Here is a 25,805-nt window from a genome sequence, read left to right on the forward strand (position 1 = left end):
AACGTATGAATAAACGGAAGGCCGCCGCCGTTTCGATTTCAGGCGGAACGACGGACGGCCGCGCTACACGGTGAATCGGCCGATTTCCGCCTGTACGGTTTGGACGCCGTCCTGCGTGTCGGTTCCCAGCGTTACGACCGTTTCAACGGCCTGTTTGATATCTGCCGAGTTTTGCGTCATGCTCTGCATGGACGTGTTGATTCCGGCGGTTATTTCGACGAGCGCTTCCGTTTTTTTCATGATGTTTTTGCTGCCCGAATTCATTTCGGCCGCTCTGGTGCGGACTTCGTCGGTCAAATTCCTGATAATTTCAAACGCGGTGCTCACTTGACGGTTTTCGGCGCGCTGCTTGTCCATGACTCTGCGGATGTCGTTCTGTTCTTCGGTAACGGTGCTGATGGCCTGTTTGACTTCTTCAAACGAGTGTCCGGCTTTTTCGGAAGTTTGCACGACCGATGATACGGCGGAAACGAGGTCTTTGAGCGCCGTTGAAATGGATTTGGACTGCGCGGCCGAATCTTCGGCAAGTTTCCTGATTTCGTCGGCAACGACGGCGAATCCTTTTCCGGATTCTCCGGCGTGTGCGGCTTCTATGGCGGCGTTCATGGCGAGCAGGTTCGTCTGAGACGCAATGCTGTCGATGACGGCGTTCGCTTCGGACATTTTTTCGGATTTTGCGGAGATGTCGCGGATCTTTTCCTGTACGTCGGAAATGTTTTTGAACCCTTCTTCCGAAGCTTCGGTCAGGTGCGTGAACCGCGCCGCGTTGTTTTCAAGCGTGTCCGTAACGGACTGTATGTTGGATACTATTTGTTCCACCGCTTCAAAACTTTCGTTTACGCTCTTCGTCTGGCGTTCAATGATCTGATTCAGCGCGGCGATATTATCGCCTATTCTGCCCATCGTCTGCGACACGTCCGAAACTTCTTTCGATTGCACGTCCATTTGGTCGCACACCCGGCGGATGTCGTTGTCGATGTTCTGCAGTGCGTTCTGCGTCGCGGTTACGCTGCCGGAAAGGCCTTCGCTGGTTCGGGCAAGTCCGTCGACCGATTTTTTGACGGTTTTCATGATTCCCTGAAGCGTTTCGACGAAGCTGTTGAAATCGCCGGCCACTTTGCCGACCTCGTCGGTGCTTTTGACGTTGATGCGCGACGTCAGATCTCCGTCTCCGTGTCCGATGTCGTTGAGCCGATCGGCAACTTTGTGCAGCAGCATGACCGATTTCAGCACCCACAGCGGTATGATTACCGCAATGACTACTGCGGCGGCGCAGACGGTGATCATCAGAATCAGAAAGACGCTTGCAACCGAACGCGTCTGATCGGTCAATACCTGATTCTGCGATTCTTTATAGTCGATGAACGCGTTTATCCGATCCAGCCATAATTGAAACGCCGGGCGCGCCTGTTCCAGCAGTATCCGCTCGGCCGCCGATTCGTTTCCTTCGGTTTCAAGGCTGATAATCCGTTCAATGAGCGGCAGCGTTTCGTCCTGGCTCCGTTTTATGTCCTGATACAGACCGATTTCTTCCTGCGTACTGTCCTGCCGTCCGGCGAAAATCCGGTCGAGCGCCTGTTCGGAATCCGTGTAGAACGTCTCAAGTTCACGGATTTCCTTGAGCGTAGTATTTTTTTCATTCGTGTTTTCGAGCAATACGAAGTCGCGCACTCTGATGGAACGGTCGTGCACGCTGCCGCGGAAATTGATGGCGTAGCGCTGTTTGACCGTGTTGACGTCGTTTATTTCCGTCAGATTCTTATTGATCGTGTTAATCCTGCTTATTCCGGTTACGGTAATCACCATGATGAGAAGCATTAACGTACCGAATCCTATTAAGATTTTTGTCCGTATACTCATAGTTTTTCCTTATTTAACGCGGCGGACACGGAACGTTCTTGTATGCAAGTTTGCCGGTTTCCGCCGTTAGGTTTAATATACCGAGAAACGGATAAAATGGCAAGAATGGAAATCCCGTTTCAGCCGGTATATGCGTAAAAACGCACGTTTCCGTGCGGCGGCTTACCGCCGGCCGTTCAGTTGGCCGTTCAGTGCGCCTTTGAGAACCAGCAGCCGTCGGCGCAGTTCGCGTATCTGGTCGATGCTCGTCATGATTTTGGACTGCATGTACACGTCGGCAAGTATACCGTCGAAGATAAAGTCCGCAAAAGTGGCAAACGAGGCCGTGTTCATCGAATAGTCGACGGGAAAGGCTACGTCGCGTAATTCGCGCTGAAGGTCGTGCAGCAGCGAGTTGATTTGGTTCATGATGTTTCCGGCCGAACCGAGGTGCGAATGTTTGATTAAATCGGTAATCAGGCCGCCGCCCAAAATGTCGACGATGCCCCACGTCTGCGCGCTGCGGAATTTGCGTTCGGCCTGATCGATGAGCGGCAGTATCCGGTCGATGATGAGGTACACGTCGTTGATTTCTTTGCGTTCCATGTCTGTGTTCATACGTGCAGTGTACTTTACTCCGCCCGGAGTATGCAAGAGCGTCCGCCGCCGAGTTGACTATTTTCGGTAAAAATAGTATAAATAGGGTTCATACTGTATGGTGCAGTAATGTGTCAATATTAGAACTTGCCGGCCGTCCGGCGACAGCCTGCTGCCGAAAGTTCTTTGGAGGAATAGAAGTGGTCAAAATCAGACTCAAGAAATTCGGAACGAAAAAGCGCCCCTACTACCGCATCGTGGTAATGGATTCCCGCAAACCCCGCGATGGTGAAACGATTGAAGAAATCGGTATTTATCATCCGATCGAAGTTGAAGACAAACAGATCGCTTTCAACGAAGATCGTGCCCGCTACTGGCTTGGCGTCGGCGCTCAGCCGTCGGACATCGTTCGCAGACTTTTTAACAAGAAAAACTTTACAATCTGAGTAACGGGAGTGACGGGGAATGGAAAAAGACCTGATTGAATACATCGCAAAATCACTGGTCGATGATCCCGGTGCAGTCTCAGTAACTGAAGCCGAAGGCGACAAGTCGACAGTCCTTGAGCTGCGCGTTGCCGAGGGTGATATCGGTAAAGTTATCGGAAAGTACGGACGTATCGCAAAAGCGCTGCGGACTGTATTAAGTGCTTCTGCCAGTAAAAGCGGTACCCGGTACAGCCTGGAAATACTGGACTGATGGAGCATTTCGTGGTGGGTATTATCCGCGGTGCGCACGGACTGTCGGGTAATCTGAAAGTTGTAAGTACTTCCGGAGAATACGGGCATTTTGCCGGTATGAAAGAAGTTACCGTACGGAAAGGCGACGTTCAAAAATCCTGCAAGATTGAATTTGCGGAGGAAGGAACGGGCGTTCTGTATTTGAAATGTGCGGGGATCGATACGGCCGAGGATGCCAAACGGTATACCGGTTGGGAAATCATCGTTCCGCGCGAAAGTGCCTGTCCGTGTGCACCGGACGAGTACTATATAGAAGATCTTAAAGGATGCGCTCTTGTGTATTGCACGGGAAGCGCTCAAGACGGACTGGCAGCAGGATCTGCACCTACCGAGGTAGGTACTATCACAGACGTATTGGAAGGCGGCGCGGGCGACCTGTTGGAGGTTGCGCTGGCCGAGAGTTGTGAATTGCTTGCACCCGATGTTCGGCAGATGGCCGGCGGCGACCCGCGGACCGTGCTCGTTCCCTTTAAACGCGAGTTTATCGGAACGGTCGATATCGAACGCAAACTGGTTCAGCTGATGCACCTCTGGATTCTGGAGTAACGCTCCATGAAGTTCCACGTGCTGACCTTGTTTCCCGAGATTCCGCGTGCTTTTTTTGAAAGCTCAATCATGGCAAAAGCGGTCGATCGGGGGATTATTGCCTACGATTTAGTGAATATCAGGGATTTTGCCTTTGATAAACACAAGACGTGTGATGACAGCCCGTACGGCGGCGGAGCGGGGATGCTGATGCTTCCCGAACCGCTTGGACTTGCGCTTGAATCGGTCAAGGCGCGCCGGAAACGCGTTATTTACGTAACGCCGTCCGGCAAACCTTTTACGCAGAAGCTGGCGCAGGAATTGAGCCGGGAAGAAGAGCTCGTTTTTATCTGCGGACGGTACGAAGGTATCGATCAGCGGATCATCGATTCGTGGGTGGACGACGAAATCTCTATCGGGGATTACGTATTGTCCTCCGGTGAAATCGCGGCGACGGTCATTATCGACGCCGTGTACCGTCTGGTTGACGGTGTCATTTCGAGCGAATCGCTGGACGAAGAAAGCTATTCCGGCGGACTTCTTGAATATCCGCAGTACACGCGGCCGGAAGTGTACGGCGGCATGAGCGTGCCCGAAGTGTTGTTGTCAGGGCATCATGAAAATATCAGGAAGTGGCGGCTTGAAAAGCGGCTGGCCAAAACGCTTGCGAACAGACCCGACATGGTGTGTGAAGCGCGGCGCGACGGTCTGCTGACTGCTGAAGCCGAACAAATGATTGAGACGATAACCGGACAGGTGCGTAAATCCGTCCGCAAAAAAAAACGTCCGAAAACCGATAAATTTTCCGGACGTTCCGATTGAAGGAGTGCTATTATGGATTTGATTCAGACTATTGAAGAATCGCAGAAAAGAGCCGATATCGAATCGTTCAAAGTGGGCGATACGGTAAAAGTATATTTCAAGATCGTTGAAGGTAAAACGGAACGTATCCAGGTGTATGAAGGGCTGGTTATCTGCTTTAAGAATTCCGGTGTCCGCCGTACTTTCACGGTTCGCAAGAATTCGTACGGCGTAGGTGTCGAACGTATATTTCCGGTCAATTCTCCGCGTATTGCGAAAGTCGAATTGGTTCGCCCCGGTAAAGTCCGCCGTTCCAAGCTGTACTATATCCGTGATAAAGTCGGTAAGGCTGCGAAAATCAAGGAACTTATTATCAAGAAGTCCGATATTCAGGCTGCAAAATAAGCTTGCCGCGTGATACCGTGCCGGATATGAATACGACTGTACGTCATATTTCAGCGCAAAATAAAACCGCTTTTACCGGGGCACGACCGCTTCGGGAAGGCGGTTTTGTTTTTATACGCGTCGTGTCGGATAACGGTTCCGGCAGGTATACCGTGTCGCTCGGCGGAACCCGCTTTGAAGCGGTTTCGGATAAACCGCTTGCCGAAGGTTCCGTTTTCCGCGTACAGGTGGCGCTCAAGGACGGGCGGATTTTGCTCGTTCCGGAGCGTTCCGATACGGCCGGCGGCGCACAGGGATTTTTGAACGCTACGTACCGTTCGGCGGACATTCGGTTCGGCAGCGCGGATATGCCGGCGTATCTGTCGGCGGTGTTTTCTTCGTTGGGATTGCCGGCCGATGCGGTTTCGCTGCGGCTCGTTTCGTTTCTGCAGCAAAGCGGACTGTCTTTTAACTGCGCGCGCATGATAAAGGCGCGGCGGATTGCGGCCAGTTTTCCGGGGCGGGAATGCGAAGCCGCGGAAGTTTCTCTTTTTCTTGCCGAAAAGGGCATCGAGCCGGACGTTGAATCCGTGGCGGCGCTGCTGAACACGCTGTGCTGCGGTTTCAGCGCCGCGCAGCCGGATGCGGACGGCGGCGAAAAACGGAGTGCCGGCGAGGACGACGACACGGGAGCGGTGCTGTTCGAGCGGCTGTACGGAAAAAAACTTACGGAAGCGGGCGGCGGTGAAGGAGTGCTTACGCTTGCGAATCATCTGGCGACGGCGGGACTGCATTGGATCGTGCTGCCGTTTGAATATGATGCACAAAAAATAAGAGTTTTTGGAAATATTAGAATTTTACTTGACGTCAGACAAAAAAATACGCAAAAAGTGATACTGGAAGCGGAGCATTCGTCGAAAAAATATTTTTTTGTGTTATATTATAACCGGAATGCAATTTCACGAATCGCTTTCCGTATGGAGCCGCCGCCGCTTCCGCAAGCTGTCCGCGGTTACGAACGTATGCTGTCAAATCTGCTGCTTTCTATCAATGAAAGCAGTTTCGCTGCAGGAAACGCTTCTGCTGCGGAAAACGTTCCCGAACCGGACGTTGCATACGATGCGGACGCCGCTTCAGGCGCGTTGTTCGGCGGCGAGCCGGATCAGCTGACGCGGATCTGTACGGAGGTATAACGTTGGATGAATTTCAGGCGGCCGGCTGTGCGTCCGGTGTGCGTAAAGCCGTCGCGCTGCAGTATCCGGCAGGGGCGGACGCGCCGTTTATCGCCGTTTCGGCGAAAGGTGCGCTTGCCGATCGGGTAGAAGCGCTTGCAAAAGAACTTGGAATTCCCGTTAAAAAAGATGAAATTCTTGCAAACGTACTGTCCGTCTGTGATGCGGGGTCTTACGTTCCGGTACAGACGTACGAAGCGCTTGCGAAAATTTTTATATTTATTCAGAAAGTTGAGAACGATGGAAACACAGGGTTTTAAAAAAATCGCCGGCGGCGATTTGCAGACAGGGATGAGGTTTTCCGCGCCGTTGTTTTTTGAAGACGGCAGGAATATGTTTCTTGCTGAAGGCAAAAGCTTGAAGCCGTATCATTTGGCGGCGGTTGCCCGCTGGAACGTACCGTTCGTGGTAACGTACGGGAAACTGATTTCCGATACCGACAAGCCGGAAAACGGCGGTATCGAAGATCTTGAACCGCTTGATGAATTGGAAGAACTCCAGTAAAATCAACCGCAGCCGCGGCGTCCCGATATCGACCCGCAGTGTCGGCCTCGACGGAGAAAACCGCGCCGCCGCCTATCTGGAATCTGCCGGATATTCGGTTTTGTTCCGTAACTGGCGGACACGCTGCGGTGAAATCGATATAATAGCGCGTAAAGGCTCGGTACTCGTTTTTGCGGAAGTAAAAACGCTGCCGAGCGGTAACGTGGAGACGCTGGCGCACGAATTGGGAGCTCGTAAGCGGAAAAGAATTATCGAAACGGCTAAATATTTCCTTGCTATGTATCGACAATATAATGACAGCTGCATCAGATTTGATGTGCTGGTTGTTGATATGCCGGGATTTGATCCTATATATCATATAGAAAATGCCTTTTCGGAGTTCATATGATGTCCGCTATGAAGAATACTTCTGACAGTGCCGTTAAATCCGAGCGCGTACGTGAATTACAGCAAAAAATTTACGATAGGGCGTATCTTGATAATGCCATTCAGCGGATAGCGTTGGTGCTGAGCCGAAAACTGGTGGAAAATCGCGAAATAATAAGGACGTAAAAATGGAACATTCCGGTAACAACCGCAGAAACGGAAATAAAAAAAATTGGAACAGCCGGCCTTCCGCCTCTGACAATCGCCGCTCCGGTTCCGACAGCCGCCGGCAATCCGAGCCCCGGCAGAATTCTTTTCGGAACGGCGAGACTCACCGTGCGCCGCCGGCGCGCGTACCTGCTCAGGTTCAGGAAGAAATGCAGAAAGATATGCAGGCGATCCGCGCGCTGAAGCAGAACGCGCCGCTTTGTCCCCGCTGCAATCAGCCGATAACGGACATTACTTCCGCCCTTGCGGAACGGAAAACCGGAGAACCGGTTCATTTCGATTGCGTCGTTGATTTTCTGAAGCAATCGGAACCGTTGAAAGAGAACGAAAAGATCACTTATATCGGGCAGGGACGCTTTGCGGTCGTTTATTTCAGCAATCCGCACGATATGCGGCATTTTACGATTGTCCGCGTCATCGAGTGGGAAGAGCGCGATAAAAAATATCCGTGGCGCGCGGATATAGCCGGATTATACAGTCAAGTGCATTGAGCTGCAGACTTCGATCTGCGGAATTTTTCATAAAAAACGGGCTGCCGGAACTACGTAACGTATCTCCGAACAGCCCGCTGTAATGCCGGAAACCAGAATCGAACTGGCACGGACGTATAAGGTCCGAGGGATTTTAAGTCCCTTGTGTCTACCTATTCCACCATTCCGGCATGTGTCAGTCATCATATCCGAAAAACGCTTTTTTTTCAAGTAGGAGCGCACTCTTTCTGCCGCGGCGGCAGCATCGGAAAATCAGACGGTTTCAGTCTGATATTTTTACCCAGAGCGGCGCGGACAGCGTCCACCGGACGAGCGGAGTGCGTCCCGCTTGCGGCGCGGAAATTTCAAAACGCATCGTGTGGAGTCTGAATACGCGCAGCGAAATCGGAGAAAGGTTCGCAGCGGCGGCGATATCGCGGTACGTCCGTACGTGCGCGCCGTTCTGCACGCAGCCGAAAAGTATGCCGCCCGGACGGGGAGCGCAGGTTTCGGCACTGAACGGTATACCGTATTCCGGCAGACCGGCGGAAACGGGTTCTCCGTTTTTTGCGGAAATCGTAACCGGCCGGATAAATAAGCCGTCTGCAAAAACCGGCGGTTCGATCACGCAGCCGGTGAGCATCGTCTTCAATTCGGTGATCGGCAGTTCCGTACGAAGGACGCATATCTGCGGATAAAACGGAACGATGCGGCCGTCCGGTACCGCTGCCCGGGCGGCCGAGAGGATGCGCGCGTGTTCCTGCTCTACGGCGCAGCGCGGCGTTTCGTGCGGAATCAGAACGGTATAGCAGGATCGGTGAATTTGCATGAGTAACTATAGCGTTTTTGCCCGAAAAAGTGTAGTATGCAGTATATGAAACGGATTCTGCTGACAATTCTTTTTACGCTGAGCGTCGTATGCGCGTATGTGGGCTGTTCTTCTCCGCTGTCGACGCTGCCGCTCGTCGTTTCAGGTGCGGAACCGGCTGCCCTTACCGCGCTGAACAAGAACGCACGGAAAGCCGCCGTTTCCGGTACGAACGGTTCCCGGTACGCTTATTTTGCCTTTTCGGAGGCGCAACGAGGGAATTACGTTTCTTTGGCTGCCTCGGAGGGGGCCGTTTCTCTTGAAATCGAAATTTCCGCGCCGATTTCGGCGGCGTATGCGGAAACGGCTGCCGCGGACCGCCGGTTCGCTTTCGGGCTGCTGTACGATAGCGATTTTTCCGCTTCGGGCAGACTGCGGTCGGCGCTTGCCGACCGGCCGATGGCAGCGGGCGTTTTTTCCTCCGAAAATCGGCAATTCCGCGTTGCGTACGCAGTGCCGGCGGCGCAGGCGGGCCGGGTTAGGGGCTTTTTCTTCTATACAGCGGTGAGCGCTGCCGTAACCGCCGCTTCGGTCATACCGGGCGAGGTCGGCTTCGATTTTTCGGGTGAGGTTCCGCGTTTTTGTTTTGCCGGAAACGGCGGATCCGTTCCGGAAACGGGCGCCGCCGCGTTTACCGCTTTCGATTTTACCGAAGCGGATTCAGTGTTCGGCTCCGGATATACCGGCGGCGAGTTCGTGCCGGTGTTTACCGTTTCGCTGCGGGAAACCGGCGGCGGCTTCGGTTCCGTTGAAAATCAGACGCAGGTAAAGCTTTCATTCGGCGGAGAAACGGTGAGCATCCGCCGCGCGCCCGGGCAAACCGCCGTTTCCGTTCATGCCGCGGCGCTGCGTTCCGCGTTCAGCAGGGTAAGCGCCGAATCGAATGCCGATATGATACGCGGAGTTTCCCTGCATTTCATACCGTCCGGCCGCCGCGATACAGGAACGGTGATTCAGCCGCTGCGTACCGATCCGGGGCTCATTCCGGCGTGGCCGTCCGCCGTCTGGCGTTCCGCCGATTACGAATTGTTTGAATGGGAACAGTTTCCCGGCGTGCTGTTTTTCGATACGGCGAATTACGCCGTTCAGGATCAGTTCTTTAAGCGTTTGGCTTTTTTTACGGAAAAAACCGGCTACATCGGGACGCTCGTTCCCGACGGCGTGCTGAACGGCAAGCACGGTTTTAACGCGCACGATTACCGGCCGGAAACGCTCGCCGACTTTTTCACGCTGGCGGAGCGAACGTCGTTTCCCTTATCAGAAAAAGAATTGCTGCTGAAAGAAATTTTGCTGTGCAACGGGATTATCGCCGCCGACGCGGCCGCGCCGGGAACGTATCGGTCCGGAATCGGCGGAGTCATTTCCGTTTCGCAGGAATCGCCGCTGTATCTGCGCCATTCGTTCGTTGCGCACGAAGGTTTGCACGGCCTGTATTTTATCGACGCGGATTTCAGAACGACGGTTTCTCAGGTATTCAGCCGTATGGATCCGCTTTCGCTGCAGTTTTTGATCCGGTATTTTCAGGTTCAGCCGTCGCTCAACTATAATACTGCCGACACCTATTTGCTTGAAAACGAGTTTATGGCGTACATCATGCAGCAGCCCGTGTCCCGAACGGGAAATTATTTCGTAACCCGGGCTTCCTGGAATTCCATGACGGCGGCCGAACCCGAATTGTGCGCGTATGTGAAAGCGACCGGCGGTTCTGGATTTACGGATGCCGCCCGGATTCTGAACGAATACGTGTTCCGTCGCTGGGGATTCTCCGCCGGCCGCGTTTCGCTCGTTACGCGGTAGGATTTGCCGGCGCTTGAAACGCCGGATTGAACTTCTTTTCCGCGGCAACGGAGGAGGGCGGACCGTGTCCCGGCATGATGATCATATCGTCCTGCTGGGAAATGATTTTGGTTTGCAGGTTTGATACGAGCGTGCGCCGGGCGTACGAACTGTTCGTGCTGCCTATCATGCCGGAACCGATCGTATCACCCGTAAACAGCATTCGGCCTATTTTATAGGCCATTGAATCGGGGGTGTGGCCGGGGAGCGACAGGTACGCGATCGTAAGACTCGCAACTTGGATGATGCCGTCGCCTTTCAGTATCGTCGATTCGGATTCCGCAATGTCGAAATCCGCCGCAAATATTTTGGGCGTGTATATTTTTTTCAGCGTCGAAAGACCTCTGATGTGGCTCGCGTGGTTGTGCGTTATCAGCACGGCGGTTAAATTGAACGGTCCGTTTTCGAGCTGTTCAAGAATTTCGCGCGAAATTTTGCACGGGTCGATTATCAGCGCTTCCATCGTATCTTCGTTGGTGACGACGTAGCAGTTTGAAAAGCCTTCTATATTCAAATGGAAATATACTTTCATTTTATCCCTCCGCCGTGAAGGAATTGCGCTTCGCGCGTGTTCGATTGTTTAAATGAAACGTTTTTCTGTTCGATATCGTAAAAAATCGTTTTTTTGATGTTGCAGTTTCTCAGTGATGTATCGAGCAGTACGGCTTTGATAAAGCGCGAATTGTACAAATCGGAATCATCGAACGACGACTGATACGCGGAGATACCGCAGAAATTGTTGTGCACCAAATCCGATCCGGTAAAAAGCACGTGTGAAAACGTCGCTCCGGCGAACGACGAAAACTGCAAGTTCGAGCGGACGAGCGTGCAGTCGGAAAACAGTGAAAAATCGAAAAAGGACATTCTCGATCTGAAAGATTCCGAATGCAGATTGCTGAACGTACAGTATTGAAAATTGCACCCGTAAAAACGCTTATCCGTTAAGTCGATATCGGTGAACGTCAGACCGCAGGCGTTGAGTCCGATTATTTTTTGGTGCGTACGGATGTATTCGTATATTTTTACTTTTTCGGCTTCCGGATCCGGCGAATGCTTAAGACAGTAATTCGGTTCTTCCGTCAGATTGCCGTTTTTATCTATGACCGAAAGCGCGGAGCGCTGGCACGGCGGGTGAATACAAGTGTTCAGTGCAAACATATATATATTTATAGGGCATTGCACAGGTTTAGTCAAATGGGTATGATAGAGCCATGTGTTGGAAATGTGCAAAACCGCTCGCTACGTCCGTGCAGATAAACCGTTCTTCGGTCTGTTCGGATTGCGGAGCCGATCTGCATTGCTGCAGAAATTGCCGGTTTTATGATCAAGGGTCTCATTACGATTGTCACGAAACGGTGGATGAAGAAGTCCGCGACAAGGAGCGGGCCAATTTCTGCGATTGGTTTTCTCCGAACGCGATTTCCGGCACTCACGGCGGTGCGGAGGCTTCGCTAGCGGCGAAAAATGCGTTTAACAGTCTGTTCGCGGATTGACGGAGCTGCATGTGGGAATCGATTTTGCGTTTCTTGATTCGGGAACGGGCGGCTTACCGTATATGCGGTATTTGAAGCAGCAGTGTCCCGAAGCCCGGTGCGTGTATTTAGCCGATACGTTCCATTTTCCGTACGGAGAAAAAAGCGTTTCTCAGATAATCCGGTACGCAACGGATGTTTCCGATCTTATTATCCGGAAATGGCAGCCGAAGGCCGTCGTGATTGCGTGCAATACGATGTCGGTTACCGCACTTGATTCCTTACGCAAGCGGTTTCCGCAGACGCCGTTTATCGGAACCGTTCCCGCGGTAAAGCAGGCGGCCGCTTGTACGCGTAACGGGATTATCGGACTGCTCGCGACCACCCGTACCGTACGGGACCCGTATACGGACGCTCTTATCCGAAAGTTCGCGCCGGGCTGTACCGTCGTGCGCCGCGGCGACGGAGCGCTCATCGATTTTATCGAGCATCGGCTGGTGTCCGCTCCCGATGCCGAACGGAAACGGGCCGTTCAGCCTGCGGCGGATTTTTTCAAATCGCACGGCGCCGATACGGTTATCCTCGGCTGTACGCATTTCGTGCATATTGCTGACGATATTCAGGAAGCCGTCGGCCGCGGCGTGAGCGTCATCGATTCGAGAAGCGGCGTCGTTCGGCAGGCGCTCAAAGTCGCCTTCACCGTGCCCCGGGCGGGGAAAGCCGCTGAGCGGGAACCGCTTCCCGCCGACGGAACGTTTTTCGTGACCGGATTTCAAGCCGGGCAGGATGAATCTTCATACGCCGAATTGTGCCGGCTGTACCGTATTCCGTGGGGCGGCAAATTGAGTCCCGCGGATTACGACTGTACAGAAAACGGCTGAGCGATTCGGTTAACGGTTACGGCTGTACAGAAAACGGCTGAGCGGTTACGGTTAACGGTTACGGCTGCGCGGGAAACGTCTGATACGATATCTCAAACAGTTTTTTCATTTCCGGCTCAACCGCCCGAAACGCTTCTACAACGTCGGGATCGAACGATTTTCCGGATTCGCCGTACAGCCATTCGACGGAATCCTGATGCGAATACGCCTGCTTATACGGCCTGATGGAACGCAGCGCGTCGTATATATCGACGATCGAAACGATTCTGCAGCTCAGCGGAATTTCTTCTTTTTGCAGTCCGCGCGGATATCCCAGTCCGTTCCATTTTTCATGGTGTGAGTAGGCGATTTCGGCGGCCATTTCCATCGTTTTTTTTCCGCACAGGATCTGGTATCCGATCGTCGTGTGCGTTTTAATTACTTCAAATTCGGCGGAAGTCAGTTTTCGCGGCAAATGCAGTATCCCGTCGGGGATTCCGACTTTGCCGATATCGTGCATCGGGGCAAAAACTGCCAGCTGATTCTGGTACGTGCCGTCCGTACCCAGCTGCTTTGCGATCAGCTTCGCCATTCCGGAAACCCGCTGCAGATGCTGTCCCGTTTCGTAATCGCGCGCTTCGGCAAGTTCCGTAAGCGCCCGGTAGCAGGAAAGTCTCGTTTCGTATTCGGTACGCTTCAATTTCTGCTCGTATTGATAGATTCGGAAAGCGGTTTGTATGCGCGCCTGCAATTCGGCCGGATGAAACGGTTTTATGAGGTAATCGTCCGCTCCGGCGTTGAGCGCTTCAACGATGTTTTCCGTTGAATCTTTGCTGGTGAGCATGATGATATAGGTATACCCCTGTTTATCTGCGGCCCTGATTTGCCGGCAGACGTCGATTCCCGTCATGCCGGGCATGATCCAGTCGAGCAGTACGACCGAATATTCGGAGTACGTCCGGTACGCTTCAAGCGCTTCGGTTCCGGACGCACACGCGGTAACATCGTAATTCCATGATGTAAGCAAACCGGTCAGATACTGTCGGATGGACGTGCTGTCATCAGCGCACAATATTTTAAACGGTATTTCTGTCATCTGCCCCTCTCTTGCTGATTTTGTGCCGTTACCTCAGGTAAGCCGGGATGCGATCGCATCGATAAATTGCCATGAGTCCAACACGTGTTTTGCCGGCGGCCGGGCGATTTTTGCAAGGTCGCCGGTCATGGTACCGTCTTCTATCGTTTCGAGCGTTGTCTTTTCAAGCTTTCGCGCGAACGCCGTCAGGTCCGGCGTGCCGTCGAGTTCGCCCCGTTTTGCAAGCGCGCCCGTCCAGGCGAAAATGAGTGCAACCGGGTTGGTGGACGTTTTTTCGCCTTTCAGATATCGGTAATAATGGCGCTGTACGGTTCCGTGCGCCGCTTCGTATTCAAACGCTCCGTCGGGAGACACGAGGACGCTCGTCATCATGGCGAGGCTGCCGCTCGCCGAAGCGACCATGTCGCTCATCACGTCGCCGTCGTAATTCTTGCACGCCCACAAAAAACCGCCTTCACTCTGCATGACGCGGGCAACCGCGTCGTCGATCAGCGTATAAAAATATTCGAGTCCCGCTTTTTCGAATTCCGCTTTGAATTCGGTGTCGTACACGTGCCGGAATATGTCTTTAAAACGGCCGTCGTACGTTTTGCTGATAGTGTCTTTCGTTGCGAACCAGACGTCTACGTTTTCCGAAAGTCCGTAGAAAAAGCAGCAGCGCGCGAAACTTTCGATGGATTTGTCGACGTTGTGAATTCCCTGCAGTATGCCGGGACCTTTCATGTCCATAATCGTTTTGCGGATGACCGTGCCGTCGTCCGCCGTGAACACGAGTTCGGCTTTGCCGGGACCGGGAACCGCGATTTCGCAGTTTTTATATACGTCGCCGTACGCGTGGCGTCCCAGAATGAGCGGTTTTTTCCAGCAGGAGACCGTTCCGTGGACGTTGTTCACGATAATCGGTTTTCTGAATACCGTACCGTCGAGTTCCGCGCGGATAATGCCGTTCGGACTCGGCGTGAGCCGCTTCAAATCGTATTCTTCGAGGCGGGCGGCGTTCGACGTGATGGTGGCGCATTTGACGCCGACGCCGAGCCGTTTGATGGCTGCCGCCGCTTCGTAAGTGACGCGGTCGTCTGAGTCGTCGCGTTCTTTAAGTCCCAGATCGAAATATTCGGTTTTAAGTTCGACAAAAGGTTCCAGAAGTTTTTCCTTGATCACTTTCCATAAAATGCGGGTCATCTCATCGCCGTCGAGTTCCGCGACCGCGTTTTTCATCTGAATTTTTGCCATACGGTATTTCCTGCTCCTGCAATATTTTGATTTAATTTTATATCATTACTGATAGTTTTACAAGTGGAAATATGTTATAATCCTTTTTAAATGAATACGATTTCAATCGACGACTTAATAGACATTTCGCTGCAAGCCGGCGCCTTGGTGCTTGAGAACGGCGGTGAAACGTATCGGGCGGAAGAAACGTCCGTGCGCATCGCGCGTGCGTTGGGGGCGCAGAACGCTTCGTCTTTCGTCGCGCCGACGGTGGTCATCGTTTCCGCGACCGACTCCGATTTGTCGTATCACACCGCGATGCGGCGGATTACGCGGCGAACGGTCAATTTGAAAAAAATAGCGCAGGTTAACGATTTGTCGCGCCGCCTCGCTTCCCGCGGAAAAACGTCGAATCCGCGGCAGGTTGAAAATTTGCTGGACCGTATCAGGCGGACGCCGGAGCATCCCGACTGGCTGGTAACGTGCATGGCGGCGCTGAGTTCCCTGTTTTTTGCGCTCATGTTCGGCGGCGGCTGGATGGAAGCGGCCGCTTCGTTCGTGATAGGCATGATACTGCGCGTCGTGCTGCTGTTTTTGGATAAATTTCTGTTGAATAATTTTATTTTATCGGTTATTTCAGGCGGCCTGATTTCGGTCTTATCCGAATCGGTGCTGATTCTGGGATTGGTGCCGTCGTCGGTAACGGTTATGACGGCCGTGCTGATGCAGGTCGTACCGGGACTGGCCATTGTGAACGCGATCCGCGATCTGATTTCGGGCGATTTGATGGCCGGAACGGCCCGATTGGTGGATGCGTTTATGGTTGCAGCCGGACTTTCCGCCGGGTCGGCGTTCGGCGTATTGGTGTTTTCCCATGTTCTTTTTTGATTTGCTGCTTGCCGGAATTTGGGGCGCGGGGGCCGCCGCCGGGTTGTCGTATTGTTTCAATATCAGCCGTTACGATATCGTTTGGGGCGCCGTAACCGGCGGGTTGGGCTGGATGGTGTATACCGCCGTTTCAGCGGTTGCCGGCGGAACGGGCGCCTATTTTTGGGGGGCGCTGACCGCCGCCGTTTCTGCGGAGACTATCGCCATCGTCATAAAAAATCCGGCGACGGTATATTTGGTGCCCGGACTGCTGCCGCTCGTGCCCGGCGGCGGCATGTTTCAGACGATGCGCGCGGCCGTTCAGGGAAACCTTGAGGAAGCGCTTGCGCTCGGACTTTCGACGCTGACAGCCGCGGGCGCTATTGCGCTCGGCGTAGCGCTGGCTTCGTCCGCCGCCCGTATCGTCGCTTCAATTATCCGCCAGTGGCATAAACGGCGCTGATTACGGTTTCCCGTCTTCGGCACAATCGTATTTGCTCACGGCGCCCGTTGACCAGCGCTTCACGGCTGCCTGGAACTATGTTACCGTGCCTGCCGCTTGTTGTATTTTCTGTTTTTCGGTACCGAAGCAGGACCAAAATTATCCGTCCTGTTTGAGATTTTGCCGAAAGATAACGTGGCGGCAATCTGCCGAATCTTGGACGATTTTCCGATAATAGGTGATTTATAAATCATGCATTGATTGAATTCCTGAAATAAGGTAATATATTTTTTATGGATGAGCAGGTATCTGGTACACAGCACGATGAAGAAGAAATTTCTTTAGTTGATTTATTTTCCGTTATAATAAGATATCGAAAGGTGATTGCCGTTGGAACGGGAATCGCTGTATGTGCCGCAGCTTTATATTTATTTGTTTTGCCGCATATTTTTCCTTCCCTTAATAAGGAAAAATATGAAGTGCAGTATGCTTTGTCTGTCATTCGGGTTCCGCCTTCACTCAATTCGGAATTTCCCGAAGTTACAAAAGAAGTAACCAAAACCGATGCTTTTGCGTCGCGGGTCTTTTCACTCGTTAACGACCCGTCTTTTATTGCTGCGGTTTTTAAGGCGTATCCGTTTACCGATGCAAAAGTTAAAAAATTGGATCCGTATGAATATAATTCATACATACGTCAAACCGTTTTGAAAGAAAGTCTCAATTTTGAATTATCCGATTCAACCCTATTGGTCACCTGTATGTCGTCGGATATCGATTCGGTAAAAAAATTTATCATCGAATTGGTCAATGCCCTTAATACGCAATTGAAATCGACTCTTTCTCCGCAATTTGCACGGATATCCTTAAAAACGGAAAACATAATAAGTGAAAATAGAAATTTTCTGGAGAGTTCGACCGTTGACGTCCAATCTTTGAACTCATTACTGCAAATTAAAAGCGATTTGGACGTCTTGATTGGAACCGATCAATTCGTAACGGTTTCCTCTGATGCGTTCGTCGTCGGCGTGCCGCAAAAACGTATGATGAACTTGGTCATAGTCTTTTTTGCCGCTTTTTTCCTTTTTGTGTTTATAGCGTTCCTTTTAAATGCCGTAGCGAATAAAAAAAAGATCCGATCTGTTCCGAAAAAATCCTAAAAGCTTGGATTGACGGCAAAGGAAACAAACGATTGTGACAATTCTTTCTCTCGTAGTAAAAAATGTTTTGCGCAATAAGAAAAAAACGTTTTTGATTATTTCTCTGGTAACGGTCGTTTCTTGTCTTTTGCTGATTGCGAATACGATTTTTGAAACGGCAAATCGGGGAGTGAAAAAGACTTTTTCCGGCTGTTTAACGGGAGATTTTCTCATTTCCGAAAATTCTGAAAAAATAAACAGTATATTCGGATATGAAATGCCGTTCGTATCCGAATATGAGCCCGTTGATCAGCTTGCGTCTTTTTTGCCGATATCAGAAAAATTGGACGAATACGACTCCGTTTTACAGTATTCTCCTATAATAAGCGCCGCCGTTCAGGCGGAAATCGGAGGGTGTAAATATACCGTACCGATTTTTGGGATAGACAATAAAACTTATTTTGACGTATGTCCGGATATCCGCGTGGTGAAAGGCGACGCTGCATCTTTGTCGCCCGGTTCCCGCGGTATCTTTTTGAACGAATCGCTCGTTTCAGTTGTGGAATCTCAAGCGGGACGCCCTTTGGAGCTTGGCGAGGAAATCATTCTGAGTACGTTCGTTGACGGAAGTTTCAGAATCCGCAAAGGTCTGTTTCGCGGCGTAATCGCTTATCCTTCCGATGCGGAACCGTTCAATAAAATCGTTTTATCTGAACCGCAAATTTTACGGGAGTTGCTGAATTATTCCGTGTCGTTCAAAGAATCTCAAAATCAGTTTGAAGATTCTTCTCTCGGTGTGCCGGTTTCTGATTTCAGTATCGACGATTTATTTGCAGACACTTCGGTACGGGATACTGTCAGTGAAACTTCCGGATTAAGTCTTACGGATGTGGAATCTTATTTTGAGTCGGAAACGACCGAAGCCGTCGATTTTTCCGAGGTAGTTACGTGGAGTTTCATTCTGATCAAAGGGCGCGACGGTCAAACTGATAGACTCAAAACGCTTCTTTTTGATAAGATTTTACCCGGTAACGATGTAAAATGCCTGTCCTGGGTTACGGCCGCCGGATTGAGCGCGCAAGCCCCGTTCGCCATGCAGCTTGCTTTTAATTTTGGAATGATATTCATTATTATCGGTTCCATATTGGTGGTGACGAACGCTTTGGTGATTACGGTGTTTGAGCGCACCGCTGAAATCGGGACGATGCGTGCAATCGGAGCGCGAAAATCTTATATAAGATATCTGTTTATTTGGGAGACGTTTATTTTGATTATGAGCGGAACCGTTTTGGGGATCGTACTGGGGGCGTGCGTTTGTGCCGGTTTGCAAAAAAACGGTATACACCTTGATAATCAGTTGCTCGTTACGTTGTTCGGCGGCGCGTCGCTGCGTCCCGTCGTTTCCGCTAAAATTATGGCGATTCAGTGTTCGGGTTCTTTGGCGGTCGGCTTTTTAGCTTGGATTTTTCCCGTACACGTCGCGGTAAATATTCCTCCTGCGCAGATAATCGGTAAAAGTTAGTATGATTTGTTCTTTTGCAATAAAAAACCTGATTTGCCAGAGAAAACGCTATGTGATGATGTCTGTGGCGATTATGATCGGATTTTTTATGATAACCATTCTTACCTCACTTATGTCCGGTGCGATTGAAACCATAAAGAGTAAGGCTGCACGGTATTTTTCGGGGCAATTGTGCGTAATAGGATTAAACGGTCCGAATCGGGATATGGAAAATCCTCAAGAAATTATGGAGTTATTTACGGGCGGCGGGTATCGTTTTGAAACCGTTGCCATGCGTTCCGTTTTTACCAATGAGATGAGCCTTTTTTATAACGGCAGCTATGCCCGTATTCGGAAAACTATCGGAGTAGACTTTGAAGCGGAACGGCCCCAGCTTGAAAAACTTCCTTTTATTTCGGGCGGAATAGGGGACGGTATTTTGATCAGCCGGGCCATCACCGATGATCTGGGAATTCAAGTCGGCGATGAAATTGTGGTCAGTTTTACCACCGTTCGAGGGGTGTATAATACTGCCGTATTGCCCGTTGCCGGTATTTTTGATGAACTGAATATTTTCGGATATTGTATATATGTTGACAGAAAGCAACTGAACCGTATGCTCCAACTGCCGGAAAATTTTGTTACGGAGTTGGCTTTATACACCCGCAAAGGTGAAAATATCAACGCGTTGGTACGGACGGTTGCAGACTCTCTCGCACGATCAAATTCCGTCGTCGGCATTGCGCAAAATCGTTCCGAGTTTGAGCAGTTTATATATTCCGTACCGTCCGGTACCAGAACCTTTGTTATTGCTACAATAGAGGCGCAGCTGGAGCAAATTGCAACGCTTTTATCGGCGATCACTTTTTTGATGTATTTCGTACTGATCGTTTTTTTGCTGATTACCGTCGCCGGTATAATAAACACGTATGGGGTCATTATTTACGAGCGGCGCAAAGAGATCGGTACAATGCGTGCCATCGGAATGCATAAAAAGACGGTACGGAATCTGTTTTTATGTGAAGCTTTGTTTCTTACCGTTTTTTCCGTTTGCATCAGTTTTGCAATCAGTGTTGTAACTCTGCAGTTATGCCGGGTTTTTACTATAGAAAATATTCCTGCCGCAAATATGTTTATGGAATACGGGCGTTTACAGTACTATGTTGATGGCCGGCAGCTTTGCGTAAACGTAGTGTTTATTATGCTGAGCGTGCTTTTCGCCGTGCTGCGGCCCGCCATGCGTGCCGCTTCCATTTCACCTGCCGAAGTTCTTAGAATGTAACGAGGAGTTTAGCCATGCAAACAAAGAAATTGTTTTTAACTCTTTTTTTTATCGTGAGCGGATTATGCGTTTTTGCGCAAGTTGAGGATTCAAACGCGTTGCTTTCCGCGGTAGACTCGTTGATTTCCTTTGCCGATACGGATTTATCGGCAGAATATACGTTAGTAAACAGAAAACCGGGGGGAGCAACCAGTACGACTGTTGCGGCGATGTTCCGCCGCGACGCAAAAGATCAGTTCGTTATATTGATTCTTGAGCCGGCGATTGATAAGGGAAAAGGCTATTTGAAAACCGGTGAAAATTTGTGGCTGTACGATCCTGCCGACAGCAGTTTTACGTTTACCAGCGCAAAAGATCGGTTCCAAAGTATGTGTATCCGCAATTCCGATTTCAACCGGCCTAACTATTCCGGAAATTATTCCGTCCTTTCTGCCGAAAAAGAAACACTCGGAAAGTTCGAGTGTACCGTACTGAAGTTGGAAGCAACGAATAATTCCATTGCATACCCCATATCGAAGATTTGGGTTTCTTCAGATAATTTGATACGGAAAATAGAGGACTACAGTTTGTCCGGCCAGTTGATGCGCTCGACCGCCATTCCTTCGTATCAGAAGCTGGATGAACGGTGGCTGCCGCAAACCATGGTTATTCAGGATAATTTGGTGTATAAAATAGTCAACAATAAAAAAGAATACGAACGTACGACTGTTACGATAAAAAATCCTTCATTGCAGAAATTACCGGATACCATATATACGAAAGAATATTTGCAGCGGATGCGGTAGCAATGAAAAAAAAATATCTGTTGATAAGCGGTTTGTTATTTTGTTTTCTGCTGAGCGGTGGTGCGGAAACTGATGATTTTTCATTGGATGATTTGTTTGCTGATTCTCAGGATGAAATACAAACGTCTGAGGTTAATCAGCAAAGTGTGCTGTCTCAGCTAGAATCTGTGGAACCCATCGTTTTTTCTCCGGGTTTTTCTTTTAGCGGTTTTACCGGAATGGGCTGGAAAGACTTTCCCGTTGCGGCGGAAGATTTTAAACAATTGCGGCCGCTGTTCGGTCTTGATGCTTCTGCTCATGTGGGGATTACCGCTCGTCCTGATAAAAACGTGAAAATGTATACGTATATATCTACTTCCATTGATCAGAATACGATTACGAAGCCCTGGTCTATTGTAAAAATAGAGCAACTATATATTGATTATAATTTAAAAGATTTTTCGTTCATAAAAATAGGCAAGTTTCCCGTTTCCGTAGGCAAATTCCTCGATTTAAAAGAAGGAACTTCGTTTTTGTTGAATTTTCCGCTGTTATTGGATGGAGTAAATCTGTTTGCCAATGTTCCGCCGACAGCTATCGTTCCGGATGATCCTCAGCAAATTTATAAAAACATGTTGTACAGTGTATGGCTTGATAAAGTGTTCGGTACCGTTCGCTTTACGACGGGGTTACAGTATGTGTATAAGCAAGATTTAACCGCTCTTTTGGCATTAAAAACCGTTTTATTCGACGTGGATACCGGACTGGAAGCTTTGTATAAAAATCCGGCAAATTCTCTGTCTGCGCGGCTGAACTTTTTGTATCCTTCAAACAAGTTTCAGATTGGAGGCGAGTATTCGTTTACTTTGTCGGATAATTTTACGGCGTATACGCACGCTGCCGAAGGCGTTTTACGGTTAAAATCAATTTTTGATTCAGGAGTTGATTTATATTTTGCCGCAAAACATGCGTTTAACACTTCTTCCGGATATTTTCTCGGACTGCTGAGTTTTTCGCCTTGGCACCGCATGACTACCCGTATCGGAATTCCCGTGATTTACGGAAATCAAGGTTTCGCAATGACTTCGGATCTGCTCGACGGTATATCGCTGAACAAACGTCTGTCGCTCATTCTTTCCGTAACGATTGCGGCCGATTTATAGTTTATTTTTGTTTATAATTTTCTGCAAGACAGCCGTCTTTTAACCTGATGATGTGATCGGCTGTTGAAAAAATGCTTTGATCGTGTGTGGAAAAAATAAAGGTCGTGTTGAATTCCTTGTTTATTTTTCGCATCAAATTGATGATATCTTCTCCCGTTTTACTGTCGAGATTGGCAGTCGGTTCGTCTGCCAGCACGACGATTGGTTTTGAAGCAAGCGCCCGCGCGATTGCCACCCGTTGCCGCTGTCCGCCGGATAATTGGTTCGGTTTGTGATCTTTCCATTCTGTTAAACCCACCGCGTCTATTAAATATTCGACGTATGCTTTATTCCGTTTTTTTTGTTCTTTTGTTATATGCTTGTTTAAAGTGAGCGGGAACATAATATTTTCGGCAATATTCAGTACCGGAAGTAAATTGAACGATTGAAAAATAAATCCCAAAAACGTTTTTCTGATATCGGTCAATTCAGATTCGCTCAGATTTTGTATGTTTTTTCCATTTAAAGTCAATCTGCCTGATGAAGGCGTATCAATGCATCCGATCATATTCAGGATCGTTGACTTGCCGGAACCTGACGGACCGATAATTGAAACGAAATCTCCCTGCGCTATTTCAAAAGACACATTTTTTACTGCGGGAACAATGGTTGATCCTAATGCATAATTTTTACATACAGCATCCAAAGCTACAATATTCATGCAAGCATGATACTTTATATTCTTTTATAAAGTCAAGAATACTATCCGTTTGTATGTTGCCGGTAGATTCTTGACATACCGGATCTTGATTATAATTACCATATAATGTATAGTTGAGAACGTTAAAATTGTCTTTCTGAAGCTGGCGGGAATCTTCTTATGCGATAAGGATATGTGCATGGATAATGAAATAACCAATGATACGGATGAAATCAGTTTAATAGATCTTTTTGCCGTTTTGCTGCGGCATAAAGCGCTGATAATTTCCGTTACGGTAACGGCCGCTCTCGCCGTCGTTATTTTCTCTATTGTTTCTCTGGCGCTTCCGCCGGATATTTCACCGCTGCCCAACGAATATACGCCTTCTGCCCATATGCTTATCAACGATTCGTCTGCTTCGGGGTCAGGCGGCTTGTCCGCAATGATCAATTCAAGCGGACTCGGCAGTCTGGCGAGTTTGGCCGGTGTTTCGACTTCAAGTCAATCTTACAGTTCTCTCGCCGTATATCTTGCCGGTACGAATTTGTTTCTCGATACGATTGTCGATAAATTCGGATTTATTGAACTTTGGCAAATCAAAAAATCGCCGCGCGCCGAAAGCCGTAAAATGCTGAAAAACCTGCTTACCGCCTCTTTTGACGAAAAAACGGCGGTTTTTACGATCAGCTTTACCGATATAGACCCCGTTTTTGCCCAGTCCGTCGTTAATTTTGCCGTCGATTATATGGAAAACCGTTTCCTTGAAATGGGGCTCGATAAAAACAAACTTGAAAAACGGAATATGGAAGAAAACCTTGCCTCAAGCTACGATGAAATTATCCGTTTGCAGAAAAAAATTCAGGAATTGGAATCGTCCGTTTCAAACGGATACACGGCGGCCTCCATACCGGCCATAATGCTCGATACGTCCATGCTGAAATTGGAACTTGCCGCCCAGCAGGAAGTATATACTCAGATTAAAACGCAATACGAGTTGCTGAAAATCACAATGGCGAGTGAAACTCCCGTTTTTCAAATACTTGAACGTGCGGAAGTGCCGGATCAAAAATCGAAACCTTCCCGCGGAATGCTTTGTATAATCGTTACGTTTGCAGCTTTTTTCCTTTCCGTTTTTTTGGCGTTTCTGCTGAACGCCGTTGATAATATAAAAAAGGATCCTGAAGCAATGGCAAAGTTGTCGGCCGGAAAACGTCGGAAGGAATCTTAATCATATGAATTGCAAAAACTGTTTTTGGATTTTTACGTTTTGTTTCGTTTTGCTGTACGGTTCTTTTGCCCAGAACGCGGATCTGTTCGGTTCTTCTGCCGGTTCGTCTAAAGTATCCAATTCGACCGATTCATTGTCGACATTATCGATCGATGCTTCAAAAGAACTGCTCAAGAATAAAACGTCTCAGGATGGCGAGCTCGTCCCGTCGGCGCAGCTGGCGATGTCTTCTTCAGATTATCTGGTTACCGCAGGCGACGTGTATACGCTTGCGTTCGCCGTGGGCGGAACGCCCGTTACGTACGCCATTTCCGTCGATACGACGTACCGCATCCGCGTGGCGAATCTCGCCGTGCTGGATGTGGCCGGAAAAACGTTCGTTCAGACGAAACAAGCGGTTGAAGAAATCGTAACGAAAAACTATCCGATGAGCGGCGTACAGTTCGTACTGCTGACACCGGCCGTATTCAAAGTAACCGTGAACGGTGAAGTTACGAAGACCAGTGTCCTGCAGTCCTGGGGGCTGACCCGATTGTCTTCCGTGTTGGAAGATTTGCTGACTGTCTATTCGTCGACCCGCAACGTAACCGTCACTTCGGCTAACGGCAAAAAGCGTTCATACGATTTGTTCAGGGCTTCCCGTTTCGGCGAGCTGTCGCAGGACCCGTATCTCCGTCCCGGCGATACGGTTACCGTCAATCGCGCCGACCGGAAAATTAAAATAAGCGGTGCGGTTGAGCGTCCCGGCGAATACGAATTACTTTCGGATGAAAACCTTTCCCGGCTGGTAACGTATTATGCCGGCGGTTTAACCGAATTTGCCGATATTTCGCGCGTAGAGCTTACCCGTCTGCTGGGAACGGATTCTTTATCCGGTGAAAAAATTTATTTGGATAAGGATTCGTTTTCCGCCGATTACGGTTTGTACGCGCATGATTCCGTCTACATTCCGACCTACACGGAGCTGAAACCGGTCGTTTTCTTTGAAGGTGCCGTTTATTCCAATGAAACTTCCTCCGCAACGCTTTCAGCTTCTTCTCAGACGCGGATCGTGCCGGAAGCTTCGACCCGTATTGCCGTAACGTTCAACGTCGGTGAAAATTATGCGAGTCTTATCCGCAGAAATAAAAAGATGTTCTCCGAAGTCTCCGATACGGAGAATTCATATATCATCAGGCGTAACGGTACTATGATTCCCATCAATATAGACAGAATCCTGTACGACGTGTCCTTTTACAGTAAAGAAAGCGTTGAACAGTATGATACGCTGATGATTCCGTTTTGCCAATATTTCGTGTCCGTAGCCGGCGCGGTAAAAGTTCCTGGCCGGTATCCGTATATTCCCAACCGCGATTGGTCGTATTATATCGGTTTGGCAGGCGGATTTGATGAAAACCGCAACACGAACAGTATTATCACCATTAAAGACCGGTACGGCAATGTACTCCAAAAAACGGATCTGATAACTCCCGAATCAACGATAACGGCAAAAACCAATTCGTTTACGTATTATTTCAATCAATATTCTCCCGTTATTACGACGATCCTTTCTCTCATCACGACGGCGCTTACCGTCTATTCCGTTACGAAATAACGGCGGAGTGTTCCGTTTTTCGCCACTTGAAATTTCCGGTATTAGCAGCTATGATAATGCCGGAAGATTCGCCGCAATCCGTTGATTGCGGTTCCGGCTTTCGATCAATCATATATCGT

At 49.6% G+C, this 25,805-nt stretch carries 31 protein-coding genes and 1 tRNA gene; 23 read left to right on the forward strand and 9 right to left on the reverse strand.

What is annotated here, in order from left to right; all coding sequences use genetic code 11:
* Positions 1–63: 63 nt before the first annotated feature.
* Together TREBR_RS04585 and TREBR_RS04590 are read right to left on the reverse strand one after the other, a co-directional pair.
* Positions 64–1,860, reverse strand: coding sequence for a methyl-accepting chemotaxis protein (locus tag TREBR_RS04585; protein ID WP_013758055.1), 1,797 nt, complete (start codon positions 1,858–1,860; stop codon positions 64–66).
* Positions 1,861–2,022: 162 nt separating this feature from the next.
* Positions 2,023–2,457 (reverse strand): hypothetical protein, encoded by a 435-nt coding sequence (locus TREBR_RS04590; protein WP_013758056.1) that lies wholly within the window; start codon positions 2,455–2,457, stop codon positions 2,023–2,025.
* A 179-nt stretch (positions 2,458–2,636) separates the two neighbouring features.
* Here TREBR_RS04590 and rpsP point away from each other — a divergent pair, with 179 nt between their 5' ends.
* The 11 genes from rpsP to TREBR_RS13530 are packed head-to-tail and all read left to right on the forward strand — an operon-like array spanning position 2,637 to position 7,707.
* Complete coding sequence (gene rpsP, locus TREBR_RS04595; protein WP_013758057.1) at positions 2,637–2,882, forward strand: 30S ribosomal protein S16; 246 nt, start codon at positions 2,637–2,639, stop codon at positions 2,880–2,882.
* 19 nt (positions 2,883–2,901) lie between these two features.
* Positions 2,902–3,135, forward strand: a complete 234-nt coding sequence (locus TREBR_RS04600; protein ID WP_013758058.1) for a KH domain-containing protein — start codon at positions 2,902–2,904, stop codon at positions 3,133–3,135.
* Complete coding sequence (rimM, locus tag TREBR_RS04605) at positions 3,135–3,722, forward strand: ribosome maturation factor RimM (RefSeq protein ID WP_013758059.1); 588 nt, start codon at positions 3,135–3,137, stop codon at positions 3,720–3,722. Before TREBR_RS04600 ends, rimM begins: the two co-directional genes overlap by 1 nt.
* 6 nt (positions 3,723–3,728) lie before the next feature.
* On the forward strand, positions 3,729–4,523 hold the full coding sequence (gene trmD, locus TREBR_RS04610; RefSeq protein ID WP_013758060.1) for a tRNA (guanosine(37)-N1)-methyltransferase TrmD: 795 nt from the start codon (positions 3,729–3,731) through the stop codon (positions 4,521–4,523).
* Positions 4,524–4,532: 9 nt separating this feature from the next.
* Positions 4,533–4,907 carry a 50S ribosomal protein L19 gene (gene rplS, locus TREBR_RS04615; protein ID WP_425358331.1) on the forward strand — a complete coding sequence of 125 codons (375 nt, stop codon included), beginning with the start codon at positions 4,533–4,535 and terminating at the stop codon, positions 4,905–4,907.
* 26 nt (positions 4,908–4,933) lie between these two features.
* A complete protein-coding gene (locus TREBR_RS04620) occupies positions 4,934–6,079 on the forward strand; it encodes a hypothetical protein (protein ID WP_013758062.1) in 1,146 nt (381 codons plus the stop codon).
* A 2-nt stretch (positions 6,080–6,081) separates the two neighbouring features.
* Positions 6,082–6,378, forward strand: coding sequence for an EscU/YscU/HrcU family type III secretion system export apparatus switch protein (locus TREBR_RS04625; RefSeq protein WP_013758063.1), 297 nt, complete (start codon positions 6,082–6,084; stop codon positions 6,376–6,378).
* Positions 6,359–6,622, forward strand: a complete 264-nt coding sequence (locus TREBR_RS04630) for a hypothetical protein (protein WP_013758064.1) — start codon at positions 6,359–6,361, stop codon at positions 6,620–6,622. The genes TREBR_RS04625 and TREBR_RS04630 overlap by 20 nt, the downstream gene beginning before the upstream one ends.
* Positions 6,600–7,010 carry a YraN family protein gene (locus TREBR_RS04635; RefSeq protein WP_013758065.1) on the forward strand — a complete coding sequence of 137 codons (411 nt, stop codon included), beginning with the start codon at positions 6,600–6,602 and terminating at the stop codon, positions 7,008–7,010. The genes TREBR_RS04630 and TREBR_RS04635 overlap by 23 nt, the downstream gene beginning before the upstream one ends.
* A gap of 8 nt (positions 7,011–7,018) precedes the next feature.
* Entirely contained in the window at positions 7,019–7,174 is a 156-nt protein-coding gene (locus TREBR_RS14270; protein ID WP_156786602.1) for a hypothetical protein, read from the forward strand.
* Positions 7,175–7,176: 2 nt separating this feature from the next.
* Positions 7,177–7,707 (forward strand): hypothetical protein, encoded by a 531-nt coding sequence (locus TREBR_RS13530; protein WP_013758067.1) that lies wholly within the window; start codon positions 7,177–7,179, stop codon positions 7,705–7,707.
* An 83-nt stretch (positions 7,708–7,790) separates the two neighbouring features.
* Here TREBR_RS13530 and TREBR_RS04645 read toward each other — a convergent pair.
* Together TREBR_RS04645 and TREBR_RS04650 are read right to left on the reverse strand one after the other, a co-directional pair.
* A tRNA-Leu gene (locus tag TREBR_RS04645) sits at positions 7,791–7,877 on the reverse strand.
* Positions 7,878–7,969: 92 nt separating this feature from the next.
* Positions 7,970–8,515: a hypothetical protein gene (locus TREBR_RS04650; RefSeq protein ID WP_013758068.1), complete on the reverse strand. Its 546-nt coding sequence runs from the start codon at positions 8,513–8,515 to the stop codon at positions 7,970–7,972.
* 45 nt (positions 8,516–8,560) lie between these two features.
* Here TREBR_RS04650 and TREBR_RS13535 point away from each other — a divergent pair, with 45 nt between their 5' ends.
* The gene (locus TREBR_RS13535; RefSeq protein WP_156786604.1) at positions 8,561–10,351 is read left to right on the forward strand and encodes a hypothetical protein; all 1,791 of its coding nucleotides are present in this window, start codon (positions 8,561–8,563) and stop codon (positions 10,349–10,351) included.
* On the opposite strand, the gene TREBR_RS04660 is transcribed toward TREBR_RS13535, so the two are convergent.
* Together TREBR_RS04660 and TREBR_RS04665 are read right to left on the reverse strand one after the other, a co-directional pair.
* Positions 10,341–10,922 (reverse strand): MBL fold metallo-hydrolase, encoded by a 582-nt coding sequence (locus TREBR_RS04660; protein WP_013758070.1) that lies wholly within the window; start codon positions 10,920–10,922, stop codon positions 10,341–10,343. The two genes, TREBR_RS13535 and TREBR_RS04660, sit on opposite strands and share 11 nt — an antisense overlap.
* Entirely contained in the window at positions 10,919–11,548 is a 630-nt protein-coding gene (locus TREBR_RS04665; protein WP_013758071.1) for a pentapeptide repeat-containing protein, read from the reverse strand. Before TREBR_RS04665 ends, TREBR_RS04660 begins: the two co-directional genes overlap by 4 nt.
* Positions 11,549–11,601: 53 nt before the next feature.
* Between TREBR_RS04665 and TREBR_RS04670 the strand changes: the two genes are divergently transcribed.
* The gene (locus TREBR_RS04670) at positions 11,602–11,883 is read left to right on the forward strand and encodes a hypothetical protein (protein ID WP_013758072.1); all 282 of its coding nucleotides are present in this window, start codon (positions 11,602–11,604) and stop codon (positions 11,881–11,883) included.
* 11 nt (positions 11,884–11,894) lie between these two features.
* On the forward strand, positions 11,895–12,743 hold the full coding sequence (murI, locus tag TREBR_RS04675; protein WP_013758073.1) for a glutamate racemase: 849 nt from the start codon (positions 11,895–11,897) through the stop codon (positions 12,741–12,743).
* Positions 12,744–12,801: 58 nt separating this feature from the next.
* Here murI and TREBR_RS04680 read toward each other — a convergent pair whose 3' ends face one another.
* Together TREBR_RS04680 and TREBR_RS04685 are read right to left on the reverse strand one after the other, a co-directional pair.
* Positions 12,802–13,818, reverse strand: coding sequence for an HD domain-containing phosphohydrolase (locus TREBR_RS04680; protein ID WP_013758074.1), 1,017 nt, complete (start codon positions 13,816–13,818; stop codon positions 12,802–12,804).
* A 33-nt stretch (positions 13,819–13,851) separates the two neighbouring features.
* On the reverse strand, positions 13,852–15,051 hold the full coding sequence (locus TREBR_RS04685) for an NADP-dependent isocitrate dehydrogenase (protein ID WP_013758075.1): 1,200 nt from the start codon (positions 15,049–15,051) through the stop codon (positions 13,852–13,854).
* 90 nt (positions 15,052–15,141) lie between these two features.
* On the opposite strand from TREBR_RS04685, the gene TREBR_RS04690 reads away from it, so the two are divergent.
* The 7 genes from TREBR_RS04690 (at position 15,142) to TREBR_RS04720 (ending at position 22,185) form a co-directional block, all read left to right on the forward strand.
* Positions 15,142–15,918 (forward strand): threonine/serine exporter family protein, encoded by a 777-nt coding sequence (locus tag TREBR_RS04690; RefSeq protein ID WP_013758076.1) that lies wholly within the window; start codon positions 15,142–15,144, stop codon positions 15,916–15,918.
* On the forward strand, positions 15,905–16,360 hold the full coding sequence (locus tag TREBR_RS04695; RefSeq protein WP_013758077.1) for a threonine/serine exporter family protein: 456 nt from the start codon (positions 15,905–15,907) through the stop codon (positions 16,358–16,360). The genes TREBR_RS04690 and TREBR_RS04695 overlap by 14 nt, the downstream gene beginning before the upstream one ends.
* Before the next feature lie 272 nt (positions 16,361–16,632).
* Positions 16,633–17,496 (forward strand): LPS biosynthesis protein, encoded by an 864-nt coding sequence (locus TREBR_RS04700; RefSeq protein ID WP_013758078.1) that lies wholly within the window; start codon positions 16,633–16,635, stop codon positions 17,494–17,496.
* A gap of 34 nt (positions 17,497–17,530) precedes the next feature.
* Positions 17,531–18,997 (forward strand): ABC transporter permease, encoded by a 1,467-nt coding sequence (locus TREBR_RS04705; protein ID WP_013758079.1) that lies wholly within the window; start codon positions 17,531–17,533, stop codon positions 18,995–18,997.
* 205 nt (positions 18,998–19,202) lie between these two features.
* Complete coding sequence (locus TREBR_RS04710; RefSeq protein WP_169310623.1) at positions 19,203–20,258, forward strand: ABC transporter permease; 1,056 nt, start codon at positions 19,203–19,205, stop codon at positions 20,256–20,258.
* 14 nt (positions 20,259–20,272) lie between these two features.
* Entirely contained in the window at positions 20,273–21,043 is a 771-nt protein-coding gene (locus tag TREBR_RS04715) for an outer membrane lipoprotein-sorting protein (RefSeq protein ID WP_013758081.1), read from the forward strand.
* Between the two features lie 2 nt (positions 21,044–21,045).
* On the forward strand, positions 21,046–22,185 hold the full coding sequence (locus TREBR_RS04720) for a hypothetical protein (RefSeq protein WP_013758082.1): 1,140 nt from the start codon (positions 21,046–21,048) through the stop codon (positions 22,183–22,185).
* A 1-nt stretch (position 22,186) separates the two neighbouring features.
* On the opposite strand, the gene TREBR_RS04725 is transcribed toward TREBR_RS04720, so the two are convergent.
* Positions 22,187–22,885: an ABC transporter ATP-binding protein gene (locus TREBR_RS04725; protein ID WP_013758083.1), complete on the reverse strand. Its 699-nt coding sequence runs from the start codon at positions 22,883–22,885 to the stop codon at positions 22,187–22,189.
* A 178-nt stretch (positions 22,886–23,063) separates the two neighbouring features.
* Between TREBR_RS04725 and TREBR_RS04730 the strand changes: the two genes are divergently transcribed.
* Both TREBR_RS04730 and TREBR_RS04735 read left to right on the forward strand, forming a co-directional pair.
* Positions 23,064–24,092 carry a GNVR domain-containing protein gene (locus TREBR_RS04730; RefSeq protein ID WP_013758084.1) on the forward strand — a complete coding sequence of 343 codons (1,029 nt, stop codon included), beginning with the start codon at positions 23,064–23,066 and terminating at the stop codon, positions 24,090–24,092.
* Positions 24,093–24,096: 4 nt separating this feature from the next.
* Positions 24,097–25,686: a polysaccharide biosynthesis/export family protein gene (locus TREBR_RS04735; RefSeq protein WP_013758085.1), complete on the forward strand. Its 1,590-nt coding sequence runs from the start codon at positions 24,097–24,099 to the stop codon at positions 25,684–25,686.
* Positions 25,687–25,805 lie beyond the last annotated feature (119 nt).

Origin of the sequence: Treponema brennaborense DSM 12168 (assembly GCF_000212415.1) — a bacterium.
Lineage (GTDB): Bacteria > Spirochaetota > Spirochaetia > Treponematales > Treponemataceae > Treponema_F > Treponema_F brennaborense.

What these genes read in the sequence shown, in the direction of transcription:
- TREBR_RS04585 (WP_013758055.1), bottom strand. Translation starts at nt 1,860, where the DNA reads ATGAGTATACGGACAAAAATCTTAATAGGATTCGGTACGTTAATGCTT.
- TREBR_RS04590 (WP_013758056.1), bottom strand. Translation starts at nt 2,457, where the DNA reads ATGAACACAGACATGGAACGCAAAGAAATCAACGACGTGTACCTCATC.
- TREBR_RS04600 (WP_013758058.1), top strand. Translation starts at nt 2,902, where the DNA reads ATGGAAAAAGACCTGATTGAATACATCGCAAAATCACTGGTCGATGAT.
- rimM (WP_013758059.1), top strand. Translation starts at nt 3,135, where the DNA reads ATGGAGCATTTCGTGGTGGGTATTATCCGCGGTGCGCACGGACTGTCG.
- trmD (WP_013758060.1), top strand. Translation starts at nt 3,729, where the DNA reads ATGAAGTTCCACGTGCTGACCTTGTTTCCCGAGATTCCGCGTGCTTTT.
- TREBR_RS04620 (WP_013758062.1), top strand. Translation starts at nt 4,934, where the DNA reads ATGAATACGACTGTACGTCATATTTCAGCGCAAAATAAAACCGCTTTT.
- TREBR_RS04630 (WP_013758064.1), top strand. Translation starts at nt 6,359, where the DNA reads ATGGAAACACAGGGTTTTAAAAAAATCGCCGGCGGCGATTTGCAGACA.
- TREBR_RS04635 (WP_013758065.1), top strand. Translation starts at nt 6,600, where the DNA reads ATGAATTGGAAGAACTCCAGTAAAATCAACCGCAGCCGCGGCGTCCCG.
- TREBR_RS14270 (WP_156786602.1), top strand. Translation starts at nt 7,019, where the DNA reads ATGAAGAATACTTCTGACAGTGCCGTTAAATCCGAGCGCGTACGTGAA.
- TREBR_RS13530 (WP_013758067.1), top strand. Translation starts at nt 7,177, where the DNA reads ATGGAACATTCCGGTAACAACCGCAGAAACGGAAATAAAAAAAATTGG.
- TREBR_RS04650 (WP_013758068.1), bottom strand. Translation starts at nt 8,515, where the DNA reads ATGCAAATTCACCGATCCTGCTATACCGTTCTGATTCCGCACGAAACG.
- TREBR_RS13535 (WP_156786604.1), top strand. Translation starts at nt 8,561, where the DNA reads ATGAAACGGATTCTGCTGACAATTCTTTTTACGCTGAGCGTCGTATGC.
- TREBR_RS04660 (WP_013758070.1), bottom strand. Translation starts at nt 10,922, where the DNA reads ATGAAAGTATATTTCCATTTGAATATAGAAGGCTTTTCAAACTGCTAC.
- TREBR_RS04665 (WP_013758071.1), bottom strand. Translation starts at nt 11,548, where the DNA reads ATGTTTGCACTGAACACTTGTATTCACCCGCCGTGCCAGCGCTCCGCG.
- TREBR_RS04670 (WP_013758072.1), top strand. Translation starts at nt 11,602, where the DNA reads ATGTGTTGGAAATGTGCAAAACCGCTCGCTACGTCCGTGCAGATAAAC.
- TREBR_RS04680 (WP_013758074.1), bottom strand. Translation starts at nt 13,818, where the DNA reads ATGACAGAAATACCGTTTAAAATATTGTGCGCTGATGACAGCACGTCC.
- TREBR_RS04685 (WP_013758075.1), bottom strand. Translation starts at nt 15,051, where the DNA reads ATGGCAAAAATTCAGATGAAAAACGCGGTCGCGGAACTCGACGGCGAT.
- TREBR_RS04690 (WP_013758076.1), top strand. Translation starts at nt 15,142, where the DNA reads ATGAATACGATTTCAATCGACGACTTAATAGACATTTCGCTGCAAGCC.
- TREBR_RS04695 (WP_013758077.1), top strand. Translation starts at nt 15,905, where the DNA reads ATGTTCTTTTTTGATTTGCTGCTTGCCGGAATTTGGGGCGCGGGGGCC.
- TREBR_RS04700 (WP_013758078.1), top strand. Translation starts at nt 16,633, where the DNA reads ATGGATGAGCAGGTATCTGGTACACAGCACGATGAAGAAGAAATTTCT.
- TREBR_RS04710 (WP_169310623.1), top strand. Translation starts at nt 19,203, where the DNA reads ATGGAAAATCCTCAAGAAATTATGGAGTTATTTACGGGCGGCGGGTAT.
- TREBR_RS04715 (WP_013758081.1), top strand. Translation starts at nt 20,273, where the DNA reads ATGCAAACAAAGAAATTGTTTTTAACTCTTTTTTTTATCGTGAGCGGA.
- TREBR_RS04720 (WP_013758082.1), top strand. Translation starts at nt 21,046, where the DNA reads ATGAAAAAAAAATATCTGTTGATAAGCGGTTTGTTATTTTGTTTTCTG.
- TREBR_RS04725 (WP_013758083.1), bottom strand. Translation starts at nt 22,885, where the DNA reads ATGAATATTGTAGCTTTGGATGCTGTATGTAAAAATTATGCATTAGGA.
- TREBR_RS04730 (WP_013758084.1), top strand. Translation starts at nt 23,064, where the DNA reads ATGGATAATGAAATAACCAATGATACGGATGAAATCAGTTTAATAGAT.
- TREBR_RS04735 (WP_013758085.1), top strand. Translation starts at nt 24,097, where the DNA reads ATGAATTGCAAAAACTGTTTTTGGATTTTTACGTTTTGTTTCGTTTTG.